Below are 20,666 nucleotides of genomic sequence, written 5' to 3'. Positions count from 1 at the left end.
AGGCGGAAACCTGGCTACGATGTGCCGACGATTTTCCGAGTCCCCCGAACTCCTGGCAGGTGCGCCATCTCGTTCGAAGATGCCTGGGCTCTGGCCGAGCCGGTCAAGGGCTGGATGACGCGCGCGCAGGGCGAAGCGCTGTGGAACGCCGCGTGCCGGCTCGAAAAGGGTGACGTCATCCTGGAAATCGGCAGCCACCAGGGCAGATCCACGATCGTCCTCGGTGCGGCGGCCCGCACAGCCGGCGCCACGGTGATCGCCGTCGACCCCTTCGTGGACGGCAGGTTGTTCGGCGGATCGCCGACGCGACAGCTGTTCGAGCGGAACATCCGCCAAGCCGGGCTGGACGACGTCGTCGAGCTCGTCGCCGGTTACAGCACGGAACTGCGGCCTCACTGGGACCGGCCCCTACAGCTGCTTTACATCGACGGCAAGCACGACTACTGGACCTACACCGACGACCTGCGCTGGTCGGACCACCTGCCGCCGGGCGCGGAAATCCTGGTCCACGACTGTTTTTCCTCGATCGGCGTCACGCTCGGCACGATCGCGAAGGTCCTCTTCGGACGCCGGTACACCTTTGTGGACCGTGCGACGTCGCTGGCGCGGTTCAAGCTGAGCCCACCGTCCACGGCGGACCGCGTGCGCGTGCTCGCGCAGCTGCCGTGGTTCCTGCGCAACGTCGTCATCAAGGTGCTGCTGCGCCTGCGGTTGCGGCCGGTCGCCCGGCTGCTGGGCCACGACAGCCCGTACGACCCTTACTGAGCAACCGGTTTCCCGACCTCGATCTTCGCGACGCACACCGGCGCGCCCGGGCTCGACAGCCGCATCCCGATGTGGTCGAAGAGGCCGTCCACCGGCAGGTACAGCGAGTGCAGCCCGGCCTGGAACCACACCGGGGTCCGGTCCACCAGGCCTTCGCCGCCGTCGGAGGTGAAGTAGTCGATCTTCAGCAGGTGCCGGCCCAGCACCGGCGCGTCGAGCGGGACGCTCACCTGGGTCTCGCCGACCGTGTACCCGCAGTTCGGCACCGGTCCCGTTACCCCGCGGGACTCCGCCGCCACCCCGGTGATCAGGTGCGGCGTGCCGGTGGCGTCGAGCAGGTGCATCCGGTTCGTCGGCTGGTCGAAGTGCGTGCCGGGGATCAGGCCGGCCACCCGCGACGCCTGCGAGTCCGCGCCGAACCACTCGTGGACCACATCGGACGGGACGAACGTGTCGTAGAAGACCAGATCGGGGTCCTCGGCGACGGCCGCCCGGACGTTCGCCAGGTACTGCGCGGAATGCTCGAACCGCAGCGCCGGGGCGAGCCGCCAAAATCCCACCGCGGAACTGGCGAGCAAAAGCACGCAGACTACTAGCGCGATCGGCCGTTCACGCTTTCCGCCGGACGGCGCAACTTCGCCCGGGGTCAGGAAAGCGAACGCTCCACAAAGGGCAGCCACGAACGCCAGTTCGGCGAGGTACCGCGGATCGTCACCGGCGGCCGGGCCGACTTCGCGCAACCGCGTCAACGCCAGCAGCCCGACGTCCACGGCGAGCAGCAGCCCGAGCAGCGCCCACGCCCGCCAGGCCCGGCGCCCGCCCACGCGCGCACCGGCGATCATCAGCGCCAGTGCCGCGGCGAACAGCAGGACCACCACCGCGAACGGCGACGGCGCCCAGGTCGCGCCCGGTCCCGGCCCGGACCACGGCCCGCCGGCCAGCCCGGGCAGGAAGGTGTCGCCGAGCATCCGGCCGGTCAGGTCGGCGACGGTCCCGGCGGTCATCGGCGTGCCGCCGGGAGCCACCTGGCTCGAGGTCAGCGCGAGGTAGCCCACGACGAACGCGACGAGCAGCCCCGCGTGCCCCGCCCAGTAGCGCCACCGCTCCCGGAAGGACTGTCCGAGCAGGACGGTCACCCCGGCCAGCAACAGCGGGACCACCACGGCCTTCTCGTAGAACGCGAGGCCGAACAGCGTCCAGGCGAAGGTCCCGATCCACCACCGGCCGCCCTCGCGCAGGTAGCGGACGTGCCAGTACAGGGCCCCGACGGCCGCGAGCACCACCGGGACGATCTGGATGCCGTACGCCCACCACAACGTCGGGACCAGCAGCAGCGTCGAAGCCGTGAACACGGTGAACGGCACCAGGATCGCCCAGCGGCGGCCGAAGCAGCGCACGAGCAGGCACCAGAACAGCACGGTCGCGACCGCCCGCATCAGCAGCACCGGCAGGATCATGAGCGGGAAGTTCAGCGGTGCCCACCACGTCAGCACCGCCACGACGAAGAACCCGCCCGGGGTCAGGTGCCCGTGGTAGTCCTGGAAGAGGTACCCGAGGTCGAACGGCCCGGCGACGGCGGCCCGGTAGGTCATGACGAAGTCGTCCTGCGCGAAGCTCCCGTGCAGCGCCGCCCAGGTGTGGAACGCCAACGGCACCACACCGGCGACGAACGCCGCCAGCACGACGGCGGACGGTCTTCGCGTCACCCGTGGCGCGGGCTTTTCGGTCAGCTCCAGCACGGGTTCCTCACTTCTTGCACGCGGGTGGCTGGCACATGAGCGTGCTCAGCGCCTGGTAGAAGACGTCGGAGATCTTGCGCGGATCCGGTGTCGTGAACGACTCTCCGCCGGTCGCCGCCGAAACCTGTTTCAGCTCGCTCGCGTCGATGTCGGGGCCGATGCCGATCCCGATCACCGGCAACGGTTTCCGCGGGTCCTGCAGCCGGCCCAGCTCGCTGAGCAGGCCGGGCAGCCCGACGGAGTCGCTGTCCTCGTTGCGGCCGTCGGTCATCACGACGACGACGTTGATCCGGCCGAGCTGCCAGTTCTGACGGGCGTTCTGGTAGGCGGCGAGGATCGAGTCGTACAGCCCGGTCGCGCCGCCCGCCTTCGGCTTGACCGCCTGCAGCGTCTGCACCCCGCCGCCCGCCAGCTGCTGCGCGATGGACCGCATCGGCAGCAGTTCCTTGTAGTCCTTGTCGCCGTCGAGCTTGGTCGAGAACAGCCACAGGCCGATTTCCGTCGTCGGCTTGAACAGCCCGAGGCCCTGCGTCGCGGCTTCGAGGGTGAGCGCCATCCGGCTGCGGCCGGTGCCGGGGACGGTGGCGGCCATCGAGCCGGACACGTCGAGCAGCACCTGGACGCGGGCGCTGAGGTTCGCCCCGGCCCACGCCTGCAGCACGCCGTACATCGCGTCCGGCGCGGGTGGCCCGGCCGGGCGCGGCGCGGCGTCCGTGCGGGTGTCGCGCGGCCGGTCGCCGAGCAGCTGCCCGGCGGGCGTGCGGAACCCGGCGTCGGCGAACGACTTCGTCGCGGTCTGGTCGAGCAGCAGCCGCAGGAACCGCTCGGCCGCCGACCGCGAAGCCTCCGACGCGCGCGGCAGCACGACGTACGGGTAGTCGAAGCTCGGCACGCCGGCCGCCGGGTAGGCGGCGACGAGCTTGCGCGCCAGCACGGACTGCTCCGACGCCGGCGACGCGGTGAACGGCTCCTTGACGGCCGACACCTTGCGGATCTCCTCGGTGAACGCCGCGGCGGGGTCGGGCGCGTCCTTCGTCAGCTGCCGCAGGCCGATCAGCGCGGCGATCCCGGCCGGGTCGCGGCTCGGGTCGGGCAGCCCGACCGGGCTTCCCGCGAGGACGTCCGACCAGGACGGTGACTTCCCCGGCCAGCCGGCCTGTTTCGCGACGTCGTCGGTCAGGGCCAGCACGACCGGCGAGCTCGCCACCGACTGCCCGGACTCGGGCAGGTTCCACGCGCCGCCGTCGCGTGCCTGCAGCAGCCAGCTGCTCGACTCCGGCACCCAGACGTCGGGGCCGTTCGCGCCGTTGGCTTCCAGCGCGGTCGCGGTGGCCGTCGACGCGGACGCCGTGACCTCGACGGAATAGCAGTCCGGCCCCGGCACGGTCCGGGCCAGCGCGGTGAGCACCGGCGCGACGTCCGGCGCCGCCGTGATGCGCACCGGCGTCGTGGTGTCGCAGCCGCCGGCGGCGAGGCGGTCGCGCAGGTAGTCGACGCCGAACCAGGCGAGCAGGGCGACCACGAGCAGCACGCTCAGGACGACGACCCGCGCGTCGACGCGCCGGGCCCGCGCTGGGTGTGCCGCCATGCACGTACCTTCCGTCGTGGAGTCCTGGCAGCTTGCCAGCCGGGTGAGCGGGAAGCCAGTACCGATAGCGGAAAGTCACCATCACCCCGTGAGCCCGTGGTGAAAGAATCGCGCGATGCGGCCGATTTGGTGACGGAAGGAAACGACGTAACATTCGCGCTTGACGCCCGTCCCACATGGGTAGAAGCACGATGGCGGATCGCGGAGACGATTTCGCCGTCCCCGAAACGGCGAACGGCACCGAACGGAGACGTAACCCGTGCGCACGATGTACGACGCGGTCACGGCCGCCCACATCCCCGCCGGCGCGCAGATGGTCGCGGGATACATCGACAAGATCAAGCTCGAACCGTGGTCGGCCGCCGACTGGGCGCGGTTCCCGAACGCGGTCAAGGTCACCATCGTCAAGAAGGCGAGCACGAACGACGGCCACGTCCTGGACGTCGAACCCGGCGACGCCACCCCGGGCGAGGCGCCCGGCTGGGTCCGGATGCGCCGCGCGGCCGGCGCCGACCCCACCATCTACTGCAACCTCTCGACCTGGCCCTCGGTGCGCTCGGCGTTCTCGTCGGCCGGCGTCGCCGAACCGCACTACTGGATCGCCCACTACAACGGCGATCCCGCCATCCCGGCCGGTGCGATCGCCAAGCAGTACCGGGGCGACGTCGCCCCGGGCTACGACGTCTCGTCCGTGGCCGACTACTGGCCCGGAGTGGACGGAAACGGATCCGCCTCGACTGGAGTGGAGATCATGGAGCGCATCACCGTCACCCCGCCCAACACCAGCGACAACACGGTGCGGGTGTTCCTGTCCGGCAGCCCGGGTGCGGCGGTCATCATCCGGCCACGGCTCGGCGGCGACGGTTTCGCGACACCGATGTGGGTCGGCGACATCTACGCCTGGGGCAGCGACCACCAGGGCGTCGGCCACAACCCCACGCAGATCGCCGGCTACGACAACAAGCTGACGTCGCACCGCCGCTACGACCTGCCGGGCGCGGTGTGGGCCGACATCAACTACAGCTCGGCCGAACCGTTCGAGCTCGACATCGTCGGGTGACCCGGGGTCCGGGGCCTTCCGCGTGTCGGCGGCCCCGGACTCCCCGCCGCGCTGGCAGGATCGCGGCATGGAACGCGTGCTCGGCATCGGTGGGTACTTCATCCGCGCGGCGGACCCGGCGGCACTGGGTGCCTGGTACCGGGACGCCCTCGGCCTCGGCGCCGACGAACACGGCCTGTGGCAGCAGGAGCCGGGGCCGACGGTCTTCGCGCCGTTCGAGGCCGGGACCGACTACTTCGGGGCCCGCTCCCAGCAGACCATGCTCAACTTCCGGGTCCGCGACCTCGACGCCATGCTCGCCCAGCTCCGCGAGAAGGGCGCCGACGTGGCCGAGGAGACCCAGGACATGGACGGCGTCGGCCGGTTCGGCTGGGTCACCGATCCCGAAGGCAACCGCATCGAACTGTGGCAGCCGGCCTGACCGTCACGCGGGTGGCAGCGCGCGGCACAGCGCGTCCACCGCCGCCGGGTACGCGTGCTCGGACGGGGTCGCGTAGCCGACCACCAGTCCGTCCATTGTGGACATCGTGCTGGCCGGGTGCCGGAACGCCGCCAGGCCGTCGAGCGCGAGTCCTTGCCACGTAGCGGCTTTCACCGCGGACCGCTCGGTGCCGGGCGGTAGCCGCAGCACCGCGTGCAGGCCGGCGGCGATGCCGGTCGGCACCACGTGCGGTGCCCGTTCGGCCAAGGCCCCGACGAGGAGGTCGCGGCGGCGCCGGTACCGCTGGCGCATGCGCCGGATGTGCTTGTCGTACGCGCCCGAGGCCAGGAACTCCGCCAGCGTCAGCTGGTCCAGCACGCCCGCCCACGCCTCGCGCTCGCCCTTCACCGCCAGCACCGCGTCGACGAGGTGCTCCGGCAGCACCAGCCAGCCGAGCCGCAAAGCGGGTGACAGGCTCTTGCTCACCGAACCGACGTAGACGACGTGCTCGGGGTCCAGGCCCTGGACCGCGCCGACCGGCTTGCGGTCGTAGCGGAACTCGCCGTCGTAGTCGTCCTCGATGAGCAGGCCGCCGGTCGCGCGGACGTGGTCGACCACCGCGGTCCGGCGGTCGTGGTGCAGCGGGCCGCCGGTCGGGAACTGGTGGGCGGGGGTCAGCAGCACCGCCGGCACGTCCAGCTCCGCGACGCGGGCACCTTTTTCGTCCAGGGCAAGGGGAATCGTTTCGACGCCGGCCGTGGCGAGGATCGCGCGGTGGAACGCCAGGCCGTACGCCTCGACCGCGAGCGGGCCGGGCAGGACCGCCGGGAACAGCAGCCGCAGCGCGTGCGCGAACCCCGAGCACACGACGATCCGCTCCGGCGCCGTCCGCACGCCGCGGGCCCGCGCGAGGTAGCCGGCCAAGGCTTCCCGCAGTTCGCGCCGGCCGCGCGGGTCGCCGGGGCCGAAGGCGTCGTGCGGGGCGACGCTCAGCGCGCGGCGCGCGGCGGCGAGCCATTCGGGACGCGGGAACGACGTCGCGTCCGGCTGGCCCTGGCGCAGGTTGTACCGCGGCGCCGGAGCGCCCGGTGCGGTCTTCGGCGTCCGGGCCGACGGGAGCGGCTCGGCCCGTGAGGCGACGCGGGTGCCGGAGCCCTGGACGGCGGTCAGCCAGCCTTCGGCGACCAGCTCGGCGTAGGCGTCGGCGACGGTGTTGCGGGCCAGCCCGAGGTCGGCGGCCAGCGACCGGTAGGGCGGGAGCCGGGTGCCCGGGGCGAGCCGGCCGCCGCGGACGGCGTCGCGCAGGGCGGTGATGAGCGCGGCCCGTTTGCTCCCGCCCGCCAGCTCCAGGTGGAGGTCGACCCCGGAATTGACCCATGAATCTGCCACGGAAATGCACCCTACACGGCGGTCAACCGGGCCCTAGATTTCTGGTCATGACGAACTCCCGCCTCACCTTCGCCAAGTCCGCCCCCAAGGCCTTCAAGGCCCTGATCGGCTTCGACGCCGCCGCCCGCGCCGGCCTCGACCCCGCGCTGGTCGAGCTGGTCCAGATCCGCGCGTCGCAGCTCAACCGCTGCGCCTACTGCCTGCACATGCACACCTCGGACGCCCGCAAGGCCGGCGAGAGCGAGGAGCGGCTGCACATGGTGCAGGTGTGGCACGAGGCCGGTCACTTCTTCAGCGAGCAGGAGCAGGCGGCGCTGGCCCTGACCGAAGCCGTGACGCTGATCGCCGGCGGCGTCCCCGACGACGTCTACGCCCGGGCCGCCGGCCAGTTCGGCGAGGACGAGCTGGCCCAGCTCCTCGCGCTGATCTTCACCATCAACACGTGGAACCGCATCGCCATCACGACGGCGAAGGTGCCCGGCACGGACGAGCGGGTGGCCCGGTGACCCGCCGGCCGGGCGCGGTGCCGGCGCTGCTGGCCGCACTCCGGTTCAGCGGTTCCCGGCGGGCCGAGGTCGTCCCGGCGTGAAATGCGGAAGAGCCACCATCCCCCGAGATGGTGGCTCTTCCGCTTTCCCTCAGTCCGCGAGAGCCAGCAGGTCTTCCGGCTCCAGGACCGGTTCCTCCGCCTCTCGCTTCCGGGCCACCAGGCCGCTGATCGCGATCAGCAACCCCAGCACCGCGATGCCGGTGACCACGCTCAACGCCGGCGTCAAGCCGGTGAGCAGTGCCGCCGGGGAGGCCTCACGGCCGCCGTTGGCGGTCAGGACCGCCGTCACCACCGCGAGCCCGATCGCGCCGCCCACCTGCAGCGACGTGTTCAGCAGGCCGCCCGCCAAGCCCTGCTCGCTGTCCGAAATCCCGGCCGTGGCCTGGATGTTCAGCGAGGAGAACGCCAGCGTGAAGCCGATGCCGAGCAGGATCATGCTGGGCAGCACGAAGGCCGCGTACCCCGAGTGCTCGTCCACCCGCAGGAACAGCGCGTACCCCAGCACGTGCGCGACGACGCCCGCGAAGATCGTGCGCGGGGTGCCGACCCGGTCGATCAGCGGCTCGATGCGCGGGGAGCCGAACGCCACGATCAGCGCCGCCGGCAGGAAACCGAGCGCGGTCTGCAGCGCCGACCAGCCGAGCACCCGCTGCAGGTACAGCATCACGACGAACTGGAACCCGATGTACGCGCCGAAGAACAGCGCGCCGCCGAGGTTCGCCCTCGCGAGCGGTCCCGAGCGAAGAATTCCCAGGCGCAGCAACGGGTGGCTGCTGCGCTTCTCGATGACCACGAACGTCACCAGCAACGCGAGCGCGACGGCGAACGTGATCAGCGTGCGCGGCGCGGCCCAGCCGATCTCGGGTGCCTCGACGACGCCGAACACCAGCAGCAGCGAGCCGGCGGCGCCGGTGATCGCGCCCGGGAAGTCGTAGCCGCGGCCCTCTTCCCGCGCGTAGCTCGGGATCAGCTTCCACGCGGCGGCGAACGCGACCAGCGCGATCGGCGCGGGCAGCAGGAACGTCCAGCGCCAGCCGACCTCGGTCAGCAGGCCGGAGAACACGAGCCCGGCGGAGTACCCGCTCGCCCCGAACACGGCGAAGATGCTGATCGCCTTGTTGCGGGCCGGGCCCTCCTGGAACGTCGTGGTGATGATGGACAGCGCGGCCGGCGCGGTGAACGCGGCGGCCAGGCCCTTGATGAAGCGGCTCGCGATGAGCAGCGCGCCGTCGTCGACGAGCCCGCCGAGCAGCGAGGCCAGCGCGAACACGGCGACGGCCACGAGGAACACGCGGCGGCGGCCGAGCAGGTCGGCGGTGCGCCCGCCGAGCAGCAGCAACCCGCCGTACCCCAGGACGTAGCCGCTGACGACCCATTGCAGCGCGTTGGTGGACAGGCCGAGGTCGGCCTGGATCGCGGGGAGCGCGACCCCGACCATCGACACGTCGAGCGCGTCGAGGCCGATGACGATCGAAACGGTGAGCAGGACACCCCAGAGACGTGCGTCCCACCGGGTCGAGGTGGTGGACAAGGACACGGAAGAGCTCATGTCGGCGACAGTACATGCACACGCATCTAATGTCTAAGCATTTAATGTATTTGCATCTGATGTGCGTGCATGCTAAGTTGGTCGCCGTGAGCGACGTCGCTGAACAAGGTCTGGTCCAGGAGTGGCACGAGTTGCTGGCCCGCTACTCGGCCGTGTTCACCGCGCTCGAGTGCCGCCTGCAGGAGCGCCACGGGATCGGCGCGAACGAGTTCGAAGCCCTGGAACGGCTCGCGACCTGCGACTTCAAGTGCCGCTCGGCCGACCTCACCGGCGCCATCCACCTCAGCCAGAGCGCCACCTCGCGGCTGGTCGCCCGCCTCGAGAAGGAAGGCCTGGTCGAGCGCGCGCTGTGCGAGCTGGACCGGCGCGGCATCTTCGTCACCATCACCGACGCCGGCCGGGAGCGGTACCTCGCGGCGAAGCGGACGCACCGCGAGGTGCTCAACGAGACCCTGCGCTGAGAGACACTGCGCTGACTCAGCCCACGGGCCCTTCGGCCGCCGTCACCTGAACCTGCTGCTGAGCGCCGCCGGCCGCGCTGGTCACCGTCAGCGTCAGTTTGTCGCCGGGGTGGTGGGTGTCCATCACGTTCGTCAGCGCCGTCGCCGAGTCGATCGCCTTGCCGTCGATCGCGGTGATCACGTCCCCGGCCGCGAGGCCCGCCTGCTGTGCCGGCCCGCGCGCGACGACGTCGCGGATCCGGGCGCCCTGGCCGTCGGAGACCGAGACGCCGATGAACGCCGTCTTGCCGATGTGGATCTTGTCCGACGCCGTGCCCGCGACGATCTTGTGCGCGATGTCGACGGCCTGGTTGATCGGGATGGCGAAGCCCTGACCAGTGCCGCCGTTGCGGCGCCCGTTGAGCTGGTAGCCGGTCGACGCGGCCGTGTCGACGCCGATGACCTGCGCGTTCGCGTTGACGAGCGGGCCGCCGGAGTCGCCGGACTCGATGTTCGCGCGGACCTGGATCAGCCCGGTGAGCTGCTCGGACGACCCGCTGGACTCGTCGGACGCGGTGATCGACTGGTCCAGCGCGGTCACCGTGCCGGGCGCGGGCACGGGGTCGCCGCCCTTGCCGCCGGCGTTGCCGAGCCCGAGGATCTGGTCGCCGACCTTGACCGTCGACGAGTCGCCGATGCTCGCGGTGGGCAGGCCGGACGCGTCTTCGAGCTGGATGACCGCGATGTCCTCGCTGCGGTCGTAGCCCACGACGTGCGCCTTGTACGTGTCCCCGGTGCCGATGCTGGTGACCTTGATGCTGGTCGCGCCGGCGACGACGTGGTTGTTCGTCAGCACCTCGCCGTCCGAGGTGAGGACGATGCCGGTGCCGGCCGCGGCGGCGCCCTGCAGGCCGAGCTCGGTGTTGACGTTGACGATGGCCGGGTTGACCTTCGCGGCCACGGCGTCGGCGTCGAGTGCGGTGGCCGCGGCGCTGGGCTGCCCGGAGAAGCCGAAGTTCTGGTTGCCGCTCGCGGTGGGGCTGTTCGAGGAGATGAGGTGCCCGATGCCGAGCCCGGCCACGACGGCGAGCGCGACCGCGACGACGGCGACCGTCAGCGCGCGGAGCGGCCGCCGCCGCGGGGGCGGCGGGACGGGCGGCGGGTAGCCGTAGCCCGGCTGCGTGTACTGCGGCGGGTACGGACGTCCCCACTGGTCACGGGCCTGGCCGTACTGGTGGTCGTACGGCTGCTGCCCGTAGAACCGCTGGTCCTGGGGGTACGGCTGCTCCTGGGGGTACTGCCGGTCCTGGGGCTGCTGCCCGTAGTACTGCGGCTGGTCGTAGTAGCCCTGGCCCGGTGGGTAGTGGCCGTACGGGTACTCGCCGCCACCCTGCGGTCCTCGGTCGTACTCGCTCATGCACAGCTCCAGCCCTCGACAAGCCTCCGGCCGCTCCAGGATTCGCCTCGATCCTGAGAATTTCCTGGCGTCGTTCCATGGAGTTGCTGTGGATGTACCCGCGATCAGGAGCCGTTACGCCGGGACCACCGCCTTCCGGACACTGGCGGTCAGACGGTCCGCGCGCTCGGTCACCGCGGCCACCTCCAAGGGGGCCACTCCGGCGTGGATCTCGATACTCACCCCGGCCGTCATCGCCGCGGCGCGGGCCGCCTCCGCCACCGCCGCCAGGTCGGTGGCCACCAGCGGGTCCGGTGGCACCCGGTCCGCGAGGTCCAGCACCGCCGCCGCGGCGGTGATCACCTCGGCCGCCGGTTCGCACGCGCGCCGGCGCGCTTCGGCCACCGCCGAGTCCCGCGCTTCACCCGCCGGCCGCCGGAGCGCCCGGGTGAGGGTGGCGGCCGCGTGCGCTTCCTTCTCCGCCAGCCGCAGTGCGTGCATGCTCAACGCCCGGGCTTCGCGCCCGTCGGGCGACGCCTTGCCGACCAGCGCCGCGGCCTGGGCGACGTGCAGCGCCGCCGTCGCCCCGCCACCCGGGGAGGCGTCGGAGGCGAGGGCCTTGAGGAAGTCGCTCATGATCTGATCACGCATGGGCTGTGCCTTTCCACCTAGCGCCGGATCCGTTCCATGCCGGGGTCGACCAGCGGCTCGGCGGCCACGGTGGCCGCGACCCGGCGGCCGAAGTACTCGATCTCCACCCCGCTGCCGACGTCGGACGACGCCGGCAGCCACGCGTACGCGATCGGCCGGCCGATCGTGTAGCCGTACGCCGCGCTCGTGACGTAGCCCGCCGCGACCCCGTCCACGAACACCGGTTCCTTGCCCAGCACGACCGTGCGGCCGTCGTCGATTGTCAGGCACCGCAGCCGCCGCGACGCGGTGTCCTCGCCACGTCCTTCGATCGCGTCCCGGCCCAGGAAGTCACCCTTCGCCGGCCGCACGGCGAAGCCGACCCCGGCTTCGTACGGGTCGTGCTCGGTCGTCATGTCGGTGCCCCACAGCCGGTAGCCCTTCTCCAGCCGCAGGCTGTTGAACGCCGCCCGCCCGGCCGCGATGACGCCGAGGGGCTGCCCGGCCGCCCACAGCGCGTCCCACAGCCGCAGGCCGTTGTCCGCGCCGGTGTAGATCTCCCAGCCGAGCTCGCCCACATAGGACAGTCGCATCGCGACGACCGGCACCCCGGCGATCCGCGCCCGGCGGGCCCGGAAGTACTTCAACCCGGTGTGCGAGAAGTCTTCCCCGCTCAGCGGCTGCACGAGGTCACGCGCCAGCGGGCCCCAGACGCCGACGCAGCACGTCCCGCCGGTGATGTCCCGGACCTGCACCCCGGCCGGTGCGTGCTTCACGAGGTGGTCGACGTCGATGTTGCCGTTGATCCCGGCCTGGAACAGCTCCGGCCCGAGCCGCGCGACCGTGACGTCGCTGCGGACGCCGCCCGCCTCGTCCAGCATCAGTGTGTAGGTGACCGACCCGACCGACTTGTCCAGCTGGTTGGTGGTCAGCGACTGTAGGAACTCCAGTGACCCGCTCCCGCTGACCTCGACGCGCTTCAGCGGCGTCATGTCGTACAGCGCCACCCCGTTGCGCGTGTGCCACGCCTCGGCCGCCGCGATCGGCGAGTGGAACTGCGCCGACCAGGCGTCCCGCGCCGGCGGCAGCGCGTCGTGCGGCAGCTTCTTCAGCAGCGGCGCGTTGGCCTCGAACCAGTGCGGCCGCTCCCAGCCGCCCGCCTCCAGAAACACCGCACCGAGCTCGCGCTGCCGGGCGTGGAACGGCGACACGCGCAGGTCACGCGGGGAAAGCTTGGGCTGCAACGGGTGCAGGATGTCGTAGACCTCGACGAAGTTCTGCTGTGAAGTTTCGCTCACGTAGGACGGCGAAAGCTGGACGTCCTCGAAGCGGTGGACGTCGACCTCGTGGACGTCCACTTCGGACTGCCCGTCGACCAGCAGCTCGGCGACGGCCTTGGCGATGCCCGCGGAGTGCGTCACCCACACCGCTTCGGCGAGCCAGAAGCCGCGGACGTCGGCGGACTCGCCGACCAGCGACTGGCCGTCCGGGGTGAAGGAGAAGATCCCGTTGAAGCCCTCTTCGACCTTGGTCTGCCGCAGCGCGGGCAGCAGCAGCTTGCTCTCCTCCCACGACGGCGCGAAGTCGTCTTCGGTGAAGGGCAGCATCGACGGCATGGCCGTCTCGGTCACCGATGGGTCCAATGTGGACTCTTCGACCGGCATCGGCCGGTGCGCGTAGGAGCCGATGCCGATCCGGTCGACGTGCTCGCGGAAGTACAGGTCCTGGTCCTGGTGGCGCAGGATCGGCAGGCTCGCCTCGACCGCTTCGGTGTTGCGGCCGACCAGCTCGTCGACCCGGCCGGTCTTGACGTACTGGTGCGCCAGCGGCAGCAGCGGCACGTCCATGCCCACCATCGCGCCGATCTCGCGGCCCCAGAACCCGGCGCACGAGACGACGACGTCGGCCGGGAAGTCACCCTGGTCGGTCCGGACCCCGGTGACGCGGCCGTCCGCTTGCAGGACGTCGGTCACGCGGGTCGACCCGACAAACCGAGCGCCCCGCGAGGTGGCCCGCTCAGCCAGCACCTCGACGGCCTTCGCGGCCCGCGCCAGCCCGTCGGTCGGCGTGTGCAGCGCGCCGAACACCTGCGAGCCGTCGAGCAGCGGCCACCGGCGGACGCACTCCTCGGCGTCGATGATCGAGCCCGGGACGCCCCACGACGTCGCCCAGCCGTGCTTGCGCTTGAGGTCCTCCCAGCGCGCCGGCGTCGTCGCGACCTCCATGCCGCCGACCTGGAGGAAGCAGTCCAGGTCCAGCAGCTTCCCGACGGTGTACTTCGCGAACTCCGTCATGCTCTTGGAGGTGTTGGTCTGGAACACCAGGCCGGGCGCGTGCGACGTCGAGCCGCCGGTGCGCGGCAGCGGGCCCTGGTCGAGGACGGTGACGTCGGACCAGCCCCGGGTGGTCAGCTCGTCGGCCAGGTTCGCGCCGACGATGCCGGCGCCGATGATCACGACTTTCGGTGCGGTCATGACGGACTCCTAACTACCGGAACACAACAGTGCTGTTGCCGTTGAGCAGGACGCGGCGTTCGCAGTGCCAGCGGACCGCGCGGGAGAGGGCGAGCGCTTCGGCGTCACGCCCGACGGTCACGAGCTCGCGCGGTGAGTAGGTGTGGTCGACCCGCGCGACCTCCTGCTCGATGATCGGGCCCTCGTCGAGGTCGGGCGTGACGTAGTGCGCGGTCGCGCCGACGTACTTGACGCCGCGGTCGTAGGCCTGGTGGTAGGGCTTGGCGCCCTTGAACCCGGGCAGGAACGAGTGGTGGATGTTGATCGCGCGGCCTTCGAGCTTCTGGCACAGCTCGTTGGACAGCACCTGCATGTACCGCGCGAGCACGATGAGGTCGGCCTCGTACTCCCCGACCAGGTCGAGCAGCCGCTGCTCGGCCTCCGGCTTGGTCTCCGCCGTGACCGGGACGTGCACGAACGGGACGCCGGCCGCCTCGGCCATCGGCCGCAGGTCCTCGTGGTTCGAGACGACCACGGCGATCTCCGCACCGAGGCCGCCCGCGCGCCAGCGGAAGAGCAGGTCGTTCAGGCAGTGCCCGAACTTCGACACCATCACCAGCACCCGCGGCGGCGTCCCGTCGGAGAACCCGAACTCCATCCCGAAGTCCCCGGCCACCGGCGCGAACGCCCGCGTTAAGTCGTCCACTGTGGACTCTTCAGTGCAGGTGAAGGACGTGCGCAGGAACAGCGAGCCGCGGACGTCGTCGTCGAACTGCTGGTGCTCGACGATGTCGCAGCCCTGCCCGACGAGGAACGTCGTGACGGCGTGCACGATGCCCGAGCGCTCGGGACACTTGAGCGTCAAGGTGAAGGTCACGAGACGTACTCCAGACTCGCGTCGGCCAGCCAGGCGTGGAAGTAGTCCGAAAAGGACTGCCGCACGAGGACCGTGAAACCTTCTTTCCGGACCATGAGCACGATCCCGGTGCGCGCGAACAACGTCTGCACGCACGTACCCGGCGGCGCGACCTCCAGGTCGAGGGAACACCCGTGGGCCAGGACGTCCCGCGCGTGCTCCCCGGTGAGCCGCACGACGTTGCGCTGCGCCGAGACATCCACGACGACATCGCTTTCCCGGGAAAGCGACGCTTCCAGCTCGGCCTGGCGGCCGGGTTCGGCGAGCACCAGGTACTCGTCGGGACCCATCCAGAGGATGTCGACGCCGTGGCCGCTGGTGAACGTGCACGGCCCGGGCAGGTCGACGCCGAGGAGGGCGTGCCCGTCGCGGAGGCGCACGGTGAGCTGGGTGCGGAACGGTTCTTCGACCGCTTCAGCCGTCACGGCGGACTCCTTCCTTGTCGAAGAGCACGGATTCGGTCACGGTCACCGGCACGACGTCGTCGCCGACCGGGACGTACAGCGTTTCGCCGACGCGCTCGCGTCCGGAGCGCACCAGGGCGAGCGCGAACGTCCGGCCCAGCGCGGCGCTGTCGTAGCTGGAGGTGACGTGGCCGAGCATCCGCACGGGAGGTTCGGGCACGACTTCGCTTTCGATGATCTGCGAGCCTTCCGGCAGCAGCACCGAGGGGTCGACGGGCAGCAGGCCGACCAGCTGCTTGCGGTCCGGGCGGTTGTTCTCGGCGCGGGCGAAGGACCGCTTGCCGAGGAAGTCCGCCTTCTTCTTCGAGACCGCCCAGGACATCCCGAGGTCCTGCGGGGTCACCGTCCCGTCGGTGTCCTGGCCGATGATCGGGTAGCCCTTCTCGGCCCGCAGGACGTGCATGGTCTCGGTGCCGTACGGCGTGGCACCTTCGTCCACTATGGACTTCCAGAGCGCGAGCCCGTACCACGAGGGGACGTTGATCTCGTACGCCAGCTCGCCGGAGAAGCTGATCCGGCAGACGCGGGCGGCGATCCCGGCGACTTCGGCGTCGTGCCAGGTCATGAACCCGAAGGCCTCGTTGGAGACGTCGAGGTCCGGCGCCAGGCGGCCGAGGACTTCCCGCGAGCGCGGTCCGACCAGCGGGATCGTGGTCCAGTGCTCGGTGACCGACGTCGCGTAGACGCGCAGGTGCGGCCACTCCGTCTGGAGCCACTCCTCCATCCACTCGAGGACCATCGCCGCGTTGCCGGTGGTCGTGGTGACCAGGAAGCGCTCCTCGCCGACGCGGATGACCGTGCCGTCGTCGATGACCATGCCGTCCACACTGCACATGACGCCATAACGGATTCGGCCGACCTTGAGGTTGCTCATCATGTTCGTGTAGAGCATGTCGAGGAACCAGCCCGCGTCCGGACCCTCGACGTCGATCTTGCCCAAAGTGGACCCGTCCATCATCGCGACGTCGGTGCGCGCGGCGCGGCATTCGCGCAGGACGGCGTCGTGCATCGACTCGCCCGGCCGCGGGTAGTACCACGGCCGCTTCCACTGGCCGACGTTCTCGAACTCGGCGCCGTGCTCGACGTGCCACGGGTGGATCGTCGTGACGCGCACGGGATCGTGCAGGTCACCGCGGTTCCGCCCGGCCAGCGCGGCGAACGACACCGGCGTGTACGGCGGTCGGAACGTCGTGGGCCGCTGGGTCGCCAAGTCGACACCGAGCGCTTCGGCGGTGATGCCCGCGGCGAGCATGCCGGACGTCTTGCCCTGGTCGTGCGCGGTGCCGATCGTCGTGTAGCGCTTGATGTGCTCCAACGAGCGCAGCCCGGCACCGGTCGCGCGCAGGACGTCCGAGACGGTCGCGTCCCGCTGCTGGTCCACGAACCTGGTGTCCACATCGGACTCCGGGGCCGGCACCTGCCAGAGGATCTTCGCTTCCGGCAATCCCTCGCCCGCCGCCGCGCCGACGACGCTGACGTTCGGCAGGTCGCCGTCCGGGACGTAGGAGCCGAGCTCCGGCGCGTACCGGAGCTTGCCCCGGGCCTGGCTGAACAGGTGCACGGCCGGGTTCCAGCCGCCGGACACGAGCAGCAGGTCACACGGCACCCGCTCCCCCTCCAGCGAGCCCAGCGGAGCGACGTGGGCGGCGGTGATGTGGTCGTCGCCGTCGGTGCCGATGACGCCGTAGCCCTCACGAGCGTCGACGATCCGCACGATCTCGGCCCCGGCCTCGGCCAGTTCGGAGGCGGCGTCGAGCGCGGAGTCGTTGGTGGTGAACACGACCACGCGCCGCCCGGCGAGGACGCCGTAGCGGTTCAGGTACGTGCGCGCGGCCGAAGCGAGCATGATGCCGGGCCGGTCGTTGTCCGGGAACACGATCGGCCGCTCGTGGGCGCCGGTGGCGATGACGATCCGCTTCGCCCGGATCCGCCACACCCGCTGACGCGAGATCCGTTCGGGCGCGGCGGGTTCACCCCGGCGCTCCAGGGCCAGCACGAACCCGTCGTCGTAGACGCCGAACGCCGTGGTCCGCGAGAGGAACCGGACACCTTCGGGCGCTTCGCCGTCGGGCTGGTCGTCGACGAGCAGCACACGCCCTTCCGCGGAGGCAGCGGCCGCGCGGCCCGCGGGCCCGGCACCGATGACCAGGACATCGCAGTGGGCGTGCTTCGCGTCGTAGCGGGCCGGGTCCGGCTCGGCGGCCAGGCGACCTTGACCGGACAGGCCGCGCGCGACCAGACCGTCGTACAGCTCGACGGTGGTCGCGCTGAGCATCGGCTCCGGGAACGGCTTTTCGATCTGCACCAAGGCGTTCGAGTCCTCGACGCCGGCGCCGGCGATGCCGCGCGGCCGGCCGTACCTGATGCTGGTCGCGACCCGGTGGATACCGTTGGCCAGCAACGCGGAAGCCAGGGTGTCACCGAGGAACCCGGTCAGCTCGCGACCGTCGAAGGTGAATTTCAGCGGGACGCCGGACAGTCGGGTCACGAGATCACCGGCCTGGGCTCGTCGAGGCGGTAGACCGCCTTCAGGTCGTGGGTGCGGGTGTCGCGGACGGCGTTGAACCAGCGGCGGCAGCCCGCGGAGTGGCTCCAGCGCTCGGCGAAGGGCCCGCTGGGGTTGTCGCGGAAGAAGAGGAACTTCGCCCACTCCTCGTCCGACATCGCGGCCGGGTCCGAGGGGTAGGCGACGTGCGCCTGGCCGCCGTAGTGGAACTCGGCCTCTTCACGCGGCCCGCACCACGGGCAGGGGATCAGCTGCATCAAAGACTCCTAGTGCGCGACGGCGGCGGCGCCGTGCTCGTCGACGAGGGCACCGGTGGTGAACCGGTCGAGCGTGAACGGTTCGGCGTACTCGTGCGGCTTGCCCCGCGCGATGGTCGCCGCGAAGACGTCTCCCACCCCCGGCGTGGCTTTGAAGCCGCCGGTACCCCAGCCGCAGTTGAGGAACAGGTTCTCGACCGGGGTGAGCCCGACGATCGGCGACGCGTCCGGGCTGACGTCGACGATGCCCGCCCACGTCCGCAGCAGGTGCGCCCGCGCGAACACCGGGAACAGCTCCAGCGCGGCGGCCATCTGCTCCTCGATGATGTGGAACGCGCCGCACTGGCCGTAGCCGGCGTAGCTGTCGATGCCGGCGCCCATCACGAGTTCGCCCTTGTGCGCCTGGGAAACGTAGACGTGCACGGCGTTCGACATGACGACCGTCGGGTGGATCGGCTCCAGCAGCTCGGACACCAGCGCCTGCAACGGGTGCGAGACCAGCGGCAGGTCGAGGCCCACCATCTTCGCGAGTACCGACGAGTGCCCGGCGGCGCACAGCGCGACCTTGCCCGCGGCGATCCGGCCCCTCGACGTCTCGACCGCGGTGACCCGGCCGTCCACCGTGGAGATGCCGGTGACCTCGCAGTTCTGGATGAGGTCGACGCCCAGCTCGTGGGCCGCCCGCGCGAAGCCCCAGGCGACGTAGTCGTGCTTTGCGATACCCGCACGCGGCTGGAAGGTCGCGCCGAGCACCGGGTAACGCACGTCCGGGGAGACGTTGACGATCGGGCAGATCTCCTTGACGCCGGCCGCGTCCACCCATTCGGCGTCGATGCCGTTGAGCTTGTTGGCCTCGACGCGGCGGACGCTGTCGCGGACGTCCTGCAGGCTGTGCGCGAGGTTCAGCACCCCGCGCTGGCTGAACAGGATCGGGTAGCCGAGGTCCTCTTCGAGCCCTTCCCACAGCTTGAGGGAGTGCTCGTAGATGCCGGAGCTCTCGTCCCAGAGGTAGTTGGAGCGGATGATCGTGGTGTTGCGGGCCATGTTGCCGCCCGCGAGCCAGCCCTTCTCCAGCACGGCGACGTTCGTGATGCCGTGCACCTTGGCCAGGTAGTACGCGGTGGCGAGGCCGTGCCCGCCGCCACCGACGACGACCACGTCGTAGGCCTTCTTGGGCTCGGGGTTGTCCCAGAGGAAGTCCGGGTGCTCCGGCAGGTCGGTCATCGGGTCTCCTCCCCGGGGTACAGCGGGAACGCCTCGGCGAGCGCGGTGACGCGGGCCCGCAGCTTCCCGACGTCGCAACCGGGCTTGAGGGCCTCGGCGATGATGTCGGCGGCCTCGCGGAACTCGGCGTCCCCGAAGCCGCGCGTGGCCAGGGCCGGGGTGCCGATCCGCAGGCCGGAGGTGACCATCGGCGGCCGCGGGTCGAACGGGACGGCGTTGCGGTTCACGGTGATGCCGACCTCGTGGAGCCGGTCTTCGGCCTGCTTGCCGTCGAGCTCGGAGTCGCGCAGGTCGACGAGCACCAGGTGGACGTCGGTGCCGCCGGTCAGCACGGAGATGCCGTCTTCGGTCAGCAGCCGTTCGGCCAGGAGCTTCGCGCCGCGCAGGGTCCGTTGCTGGCGTTCGACGAACTCGGGTTCGCCGGCCATCTTGAACGCGACGGCCTTGGCGGCGATGACGTGTTCGAGGGGACCGCCCTGCTGGCCGGGGAACACCGCGGAGTTGACCTTCTTGGCCAGCGCGGGTTCGTTCGTCAGGATCACGCCGCCGCGCGGGCCGCCGAGGGTCTTGTGCGTGGTGGTCGTCGTGACGTGCGCGTGCGGCACCGGCGACGGGTGCAGGCCCGCGGCGACCAGCCCGGCGAAGTGGGCCATGTCGACCATGAGGTACGCGCCGACCTCGTCGGCGATCTCCCGGAAGCGGGCGAAGTCCAGCTGACGCGGGTAGGCCGACCAGCCGGCGATGATCAGCTTCGGCCGGTGTTCCTTCGCGAGCCGCTCGACCTCGGCCATGTCGACGCGGAAGTCCTTTTCGGACACTTCGTACGCGGCGACGTCGTAGAGCAGGCCGGAGAAGTTGATCCGCATACCGTGCGTCAGGTGGCCGCCGTGGGCGAGCGACAAGCCGAGGATCTTGTCGCCGGGCTTGATGAGCGCGGCCATCGCGGCCGCGTTGGCCTGCGCGCCCGAGTGCGGCTGGACGTTGGCGAACCCGGCGCCGAACAGGGCCTTGACCCGGTCGATGGCGAGCTGTTCGAGCACGTCGACGTGTTCGCAGCCGCCGTAGTAGCGACGTCCGGGGTAGCCCTCGGCGTACTTGTTGGTGAGCACCGAGCCCTGGGCCTGGAGCACGCTGAGCGGGGCGAAGTTCTCGGAAGCGATCATCTCGAGCGTCGACTGCTGGCGTCGCAGCTCGGCGCCGATCGCGTCGGCCACGGCCGGGTCGTAGTCGGCCAAGGTCCGGTTGAGCACGGGGTCGATCGTCGCGGTCATCCCAAAACTCCGTCTGGTCGACTTCTGATATATCAATCGTCGATGTAG

The 20,666-nt window shown here is 71.0% G+C and carries 18 protein-coding genes; 5 read left to right on the top strand and 13 right to left on the bottom strand.

All coding sequences use genetic code 11. The features are described from left to right. Positions 1-114 precede the first annotated feature (114 nt). Positions 115-765 (top strand): class I SAM-dependent methyltransferase, encoded by a 651-nt coding sequence (locus ACZ7OU_RS15720; protein WP_470241240.1) that lies wholly within the window; start codon positions 115-117, stop codon positions 763-765. Here ACZ7OU_RS15720 and ACZ7OU_RS15715 read toward each other — a convergent pair. Beyond that, positions 759-2,504, bottom strand: a complete 1,746-nt coding sequence (locus ACZ7OU_RS15715; RefSeq protein WP_470255511.1) for a glycosyltransferase family protein — start codon at positions 2,502-2,504, stop codon at positions 759-761. The genes ACZ7OU_RS15720 and ACZ7OU_RS15715 overlap by 7 nt on opposite strands. A gap of 7 nt (positions 2,505-2,511) precedes the next feature. Further along, a complete protein-coding gene (locus ACZ7OU_RS15710; protein WP_470255510.1) occupies positions 2,512-4,092 on the bottom strand; it encodes a substrate-binding domain-containing protein in 1,581 nt (526 codons plus the stop codon). 259 nt (positions 4,093-4,351) lie between these two features. On the opposite strand from ACZ7OU_RS15710, the gene ACZ7OU_RS15705 reads away from it, so the two are divergent. Next, positions 4,352-5,152 carry a glycoside hydrolase family 25 domain-containing protein gene (locus ACZ7OU_RS15705; RefSeq protein WP_470241243.1) on the top strand — a complete coding sequence of 267 codons (801 nt, stop codon included), beginning with the start codon at positions 4,352-4,354 and terminating at the stop codon, positions 5,150-5,152. Between the two features lie 67 nt (positions 5,153-5,219). Beyond that, positions 5,220-5,573, top strand: a complete 354-nt coding sequence (locus tag ACZ7OU_RS15700) for a VOC family protein (protein WP_470241244.1) — start codon at positions 5,220-5,222, stop codon at positions 5,571-5,573. A 3-nt stretch (positions 5,574-5,576) separates the two neighbouring features. On the opposite strand, the gene pdxR is transcribed toward ACZ7OU_RS15700, so the two are convergent. After that, entirely contained in the window at positions 5,577-6,962 is a 1,386-nt protein-coding gene (gene pdxR, locus ACZ7OU_RS15695) for a MocR-like pyridoxine biosynthesis transcription factor PdxR (RefSeq protein ID WP_470255509.1), read from the bottom strand. 47 nt (positions 6,963-7,009) lie between these two features. On the opposite strand from pdxR, the gene ACZ7OU_RS15690 reads away from it, so the two are divergent. Further along, on the top strand, positions 7,010-7,468 hold the full coding sequence (locus ACZ7OU_RS15690; protein WP_470255508.1) for a carboxymuconolactone decarboxylase family protein: 459 nt from the start codon (positions 7,010-7,012) through the stop codon (positions 7,466-7,468). 132 nt (positions 7,469-7,600) lie between these two features. On the opposite strand, the gene ACZ7OU_RS15685 is transcribed toward ACZ7OU_RS15690, so the two are convergent. After that, positions 7,601-9,061, bottom strand: a complete 1,461-nt coding sequence (locus tag ACZ7OU_RS15685; protein ID WP_470255507.1) for an MFS transporter — start codon at positions 9,059-9,061, stop codon at positions 7,601-7,603. Positions 9,062-9,147: 86 nt separating this feature from the next. Between ACZ7OU_RS15685 and ACZ7OU_RS15680 the strand changes: the two genes are divergently transcribed. Then, positions 9,148-9,522, top strand: coding sequence for a MarR family winged helix-turn-helix transcriptional regulator (locus ACZ7OU_RS15680; protein WP_470241248.1), 375 nt, complete (start codon positions 9,148-9,150; stop codon positions 9,520-9,522). A gap of 16 nt (positions 9,523-9,538) precedes the next feature. On the opposite strand, the gene ACZ7OU_RS15675 is transcribed toward ACZ7OU_RS15680, so the two are convergent. The 9 genes from ACZ7OU_RS15675 to glyA form a co-directional block, all read right to left on the bottom strand. Beyond that, positions 9,539-10,918, bottom strand: a complete 1,380-nt coding sequence (locus ACZ7OU_RS15675) for a S1C family serine protease (RefSeq protein WP_470255505.1) — start codon at positions 10,916-10,918, stop codon at positions 9,539-9,541. A 114-nt stretch (positions 10,919-11,032) separates the two neighbouring features. After that, positions 11,033-11,548, bottom strand: a complete 516-nt coding sequence (locus tag ACZ7OU_RS15670) for a cyclodeaminase/cyclohydrolase family protein (protein ID WP_470255504.1) — start codon at positions 11,546-11,548, stop codon at positions 11,033-11,035. 17 nt (positions 11,549-11,565) lie between these two features. After that, positions 11,566-14,001: a GcvT family protein gene (locus tag ACZ7OU_RS15665; protein ID WP_470255503.1), complete on the bottom strand. Its 2,436-nt coding sequence runs from the start codon at positions 13,999-14,001 to the stop codon at positions 11,566-11,568. A 13-nt stretch (positions 14,002-14,014) separates the two neighbouring features. Next, positions 14,015-14,857 (bottom strand): formyltetrahydrofolate deformylase, encoded by an 843-nt coding sequence (gene purU, locus ACZ7OU_RS15660; RefSeq protein WP_470255502.1) that lies wholly within the window; start codon positions 14,855-14,857, stop codon positions 14,015-14,017. Further along, positions 14,854-15,321 (bottom strand): sarcosine oxidase subunit gamma, encoded by a 468-nt coding sequence (locus tag ACZ7OU_RS15655; protein WP_470255501.1) that lies wholly within the window; start codon positions 15,319-15,321, stop codon positions 14,854-14,856. The genes purU and ACZ7OU_RS15655 overlap by 4 nt, the downstream gene beginning before the upstream one ends. Then, entirely contained in the window at positions 15,311-17,848 is a 2,538-nt protein-coding gene (locus tag ACZ7OU_RS15650; RefSeq protein WP_470255500.1) for a 2Fe-2S iron-sulfur cluster-binding protein, read from the bottom strand. The genes ACZ7OU_RS15655 and ACZ7OU_RS15650 overlap by 11 nt, the downstream gene beginning before the upstream one ends. Beyond that, positions 17,845-18,123 (bottom strand): sarcosine oxidase subunit delta, encoded by a 279-nt coding sequence (locus ACZ7OU_RS15645; protein ID WP_470255499.1) that lies wholly within the window; start codon positions 18,121-18,123, stop codon positions 17,845-17,847. The genes ACZ7OU_RS15650 and ACZ7OU_RS15645 overlap by 4 nt, the downstream gene beginning before the upstream one ends. A gap of 9 nt (positions 18,124-18,132) precedes the next feature. Continuing rightward, entirely contained in the window at positions 18,133-19,347 is a 1,215-nt protein-coding gene (locus ACZ7OU_RS15640; RefSeq protein WP_470255498.1) for a sarcosine oxidase subunit beta family protein, read from the bottom strand. Continuing rightward, positions 19,344-20,618, bottom strand: coding sequence for a serine hydroxymethyltransferase (gene glyA / locus ACZ7OU_RS15635; protein WP_470255497.1), 1,275 nt, complete (start codon positions 20,616-20,618; stop codon positions 19,344-19,346). Before glyA ends, ACZ7OU_RS15640 begins: the two co-directional genes overlap by 4 nt. Positions 20,619-20,666: the final 48 nt, after the last annotated feature.

Source organism: Amycolatopsis sp. NPDC114505, from assembly GCF_055633615.1.
This window is presented reverse-complemented; position numbering and strand designations above follow the sequence as displayed.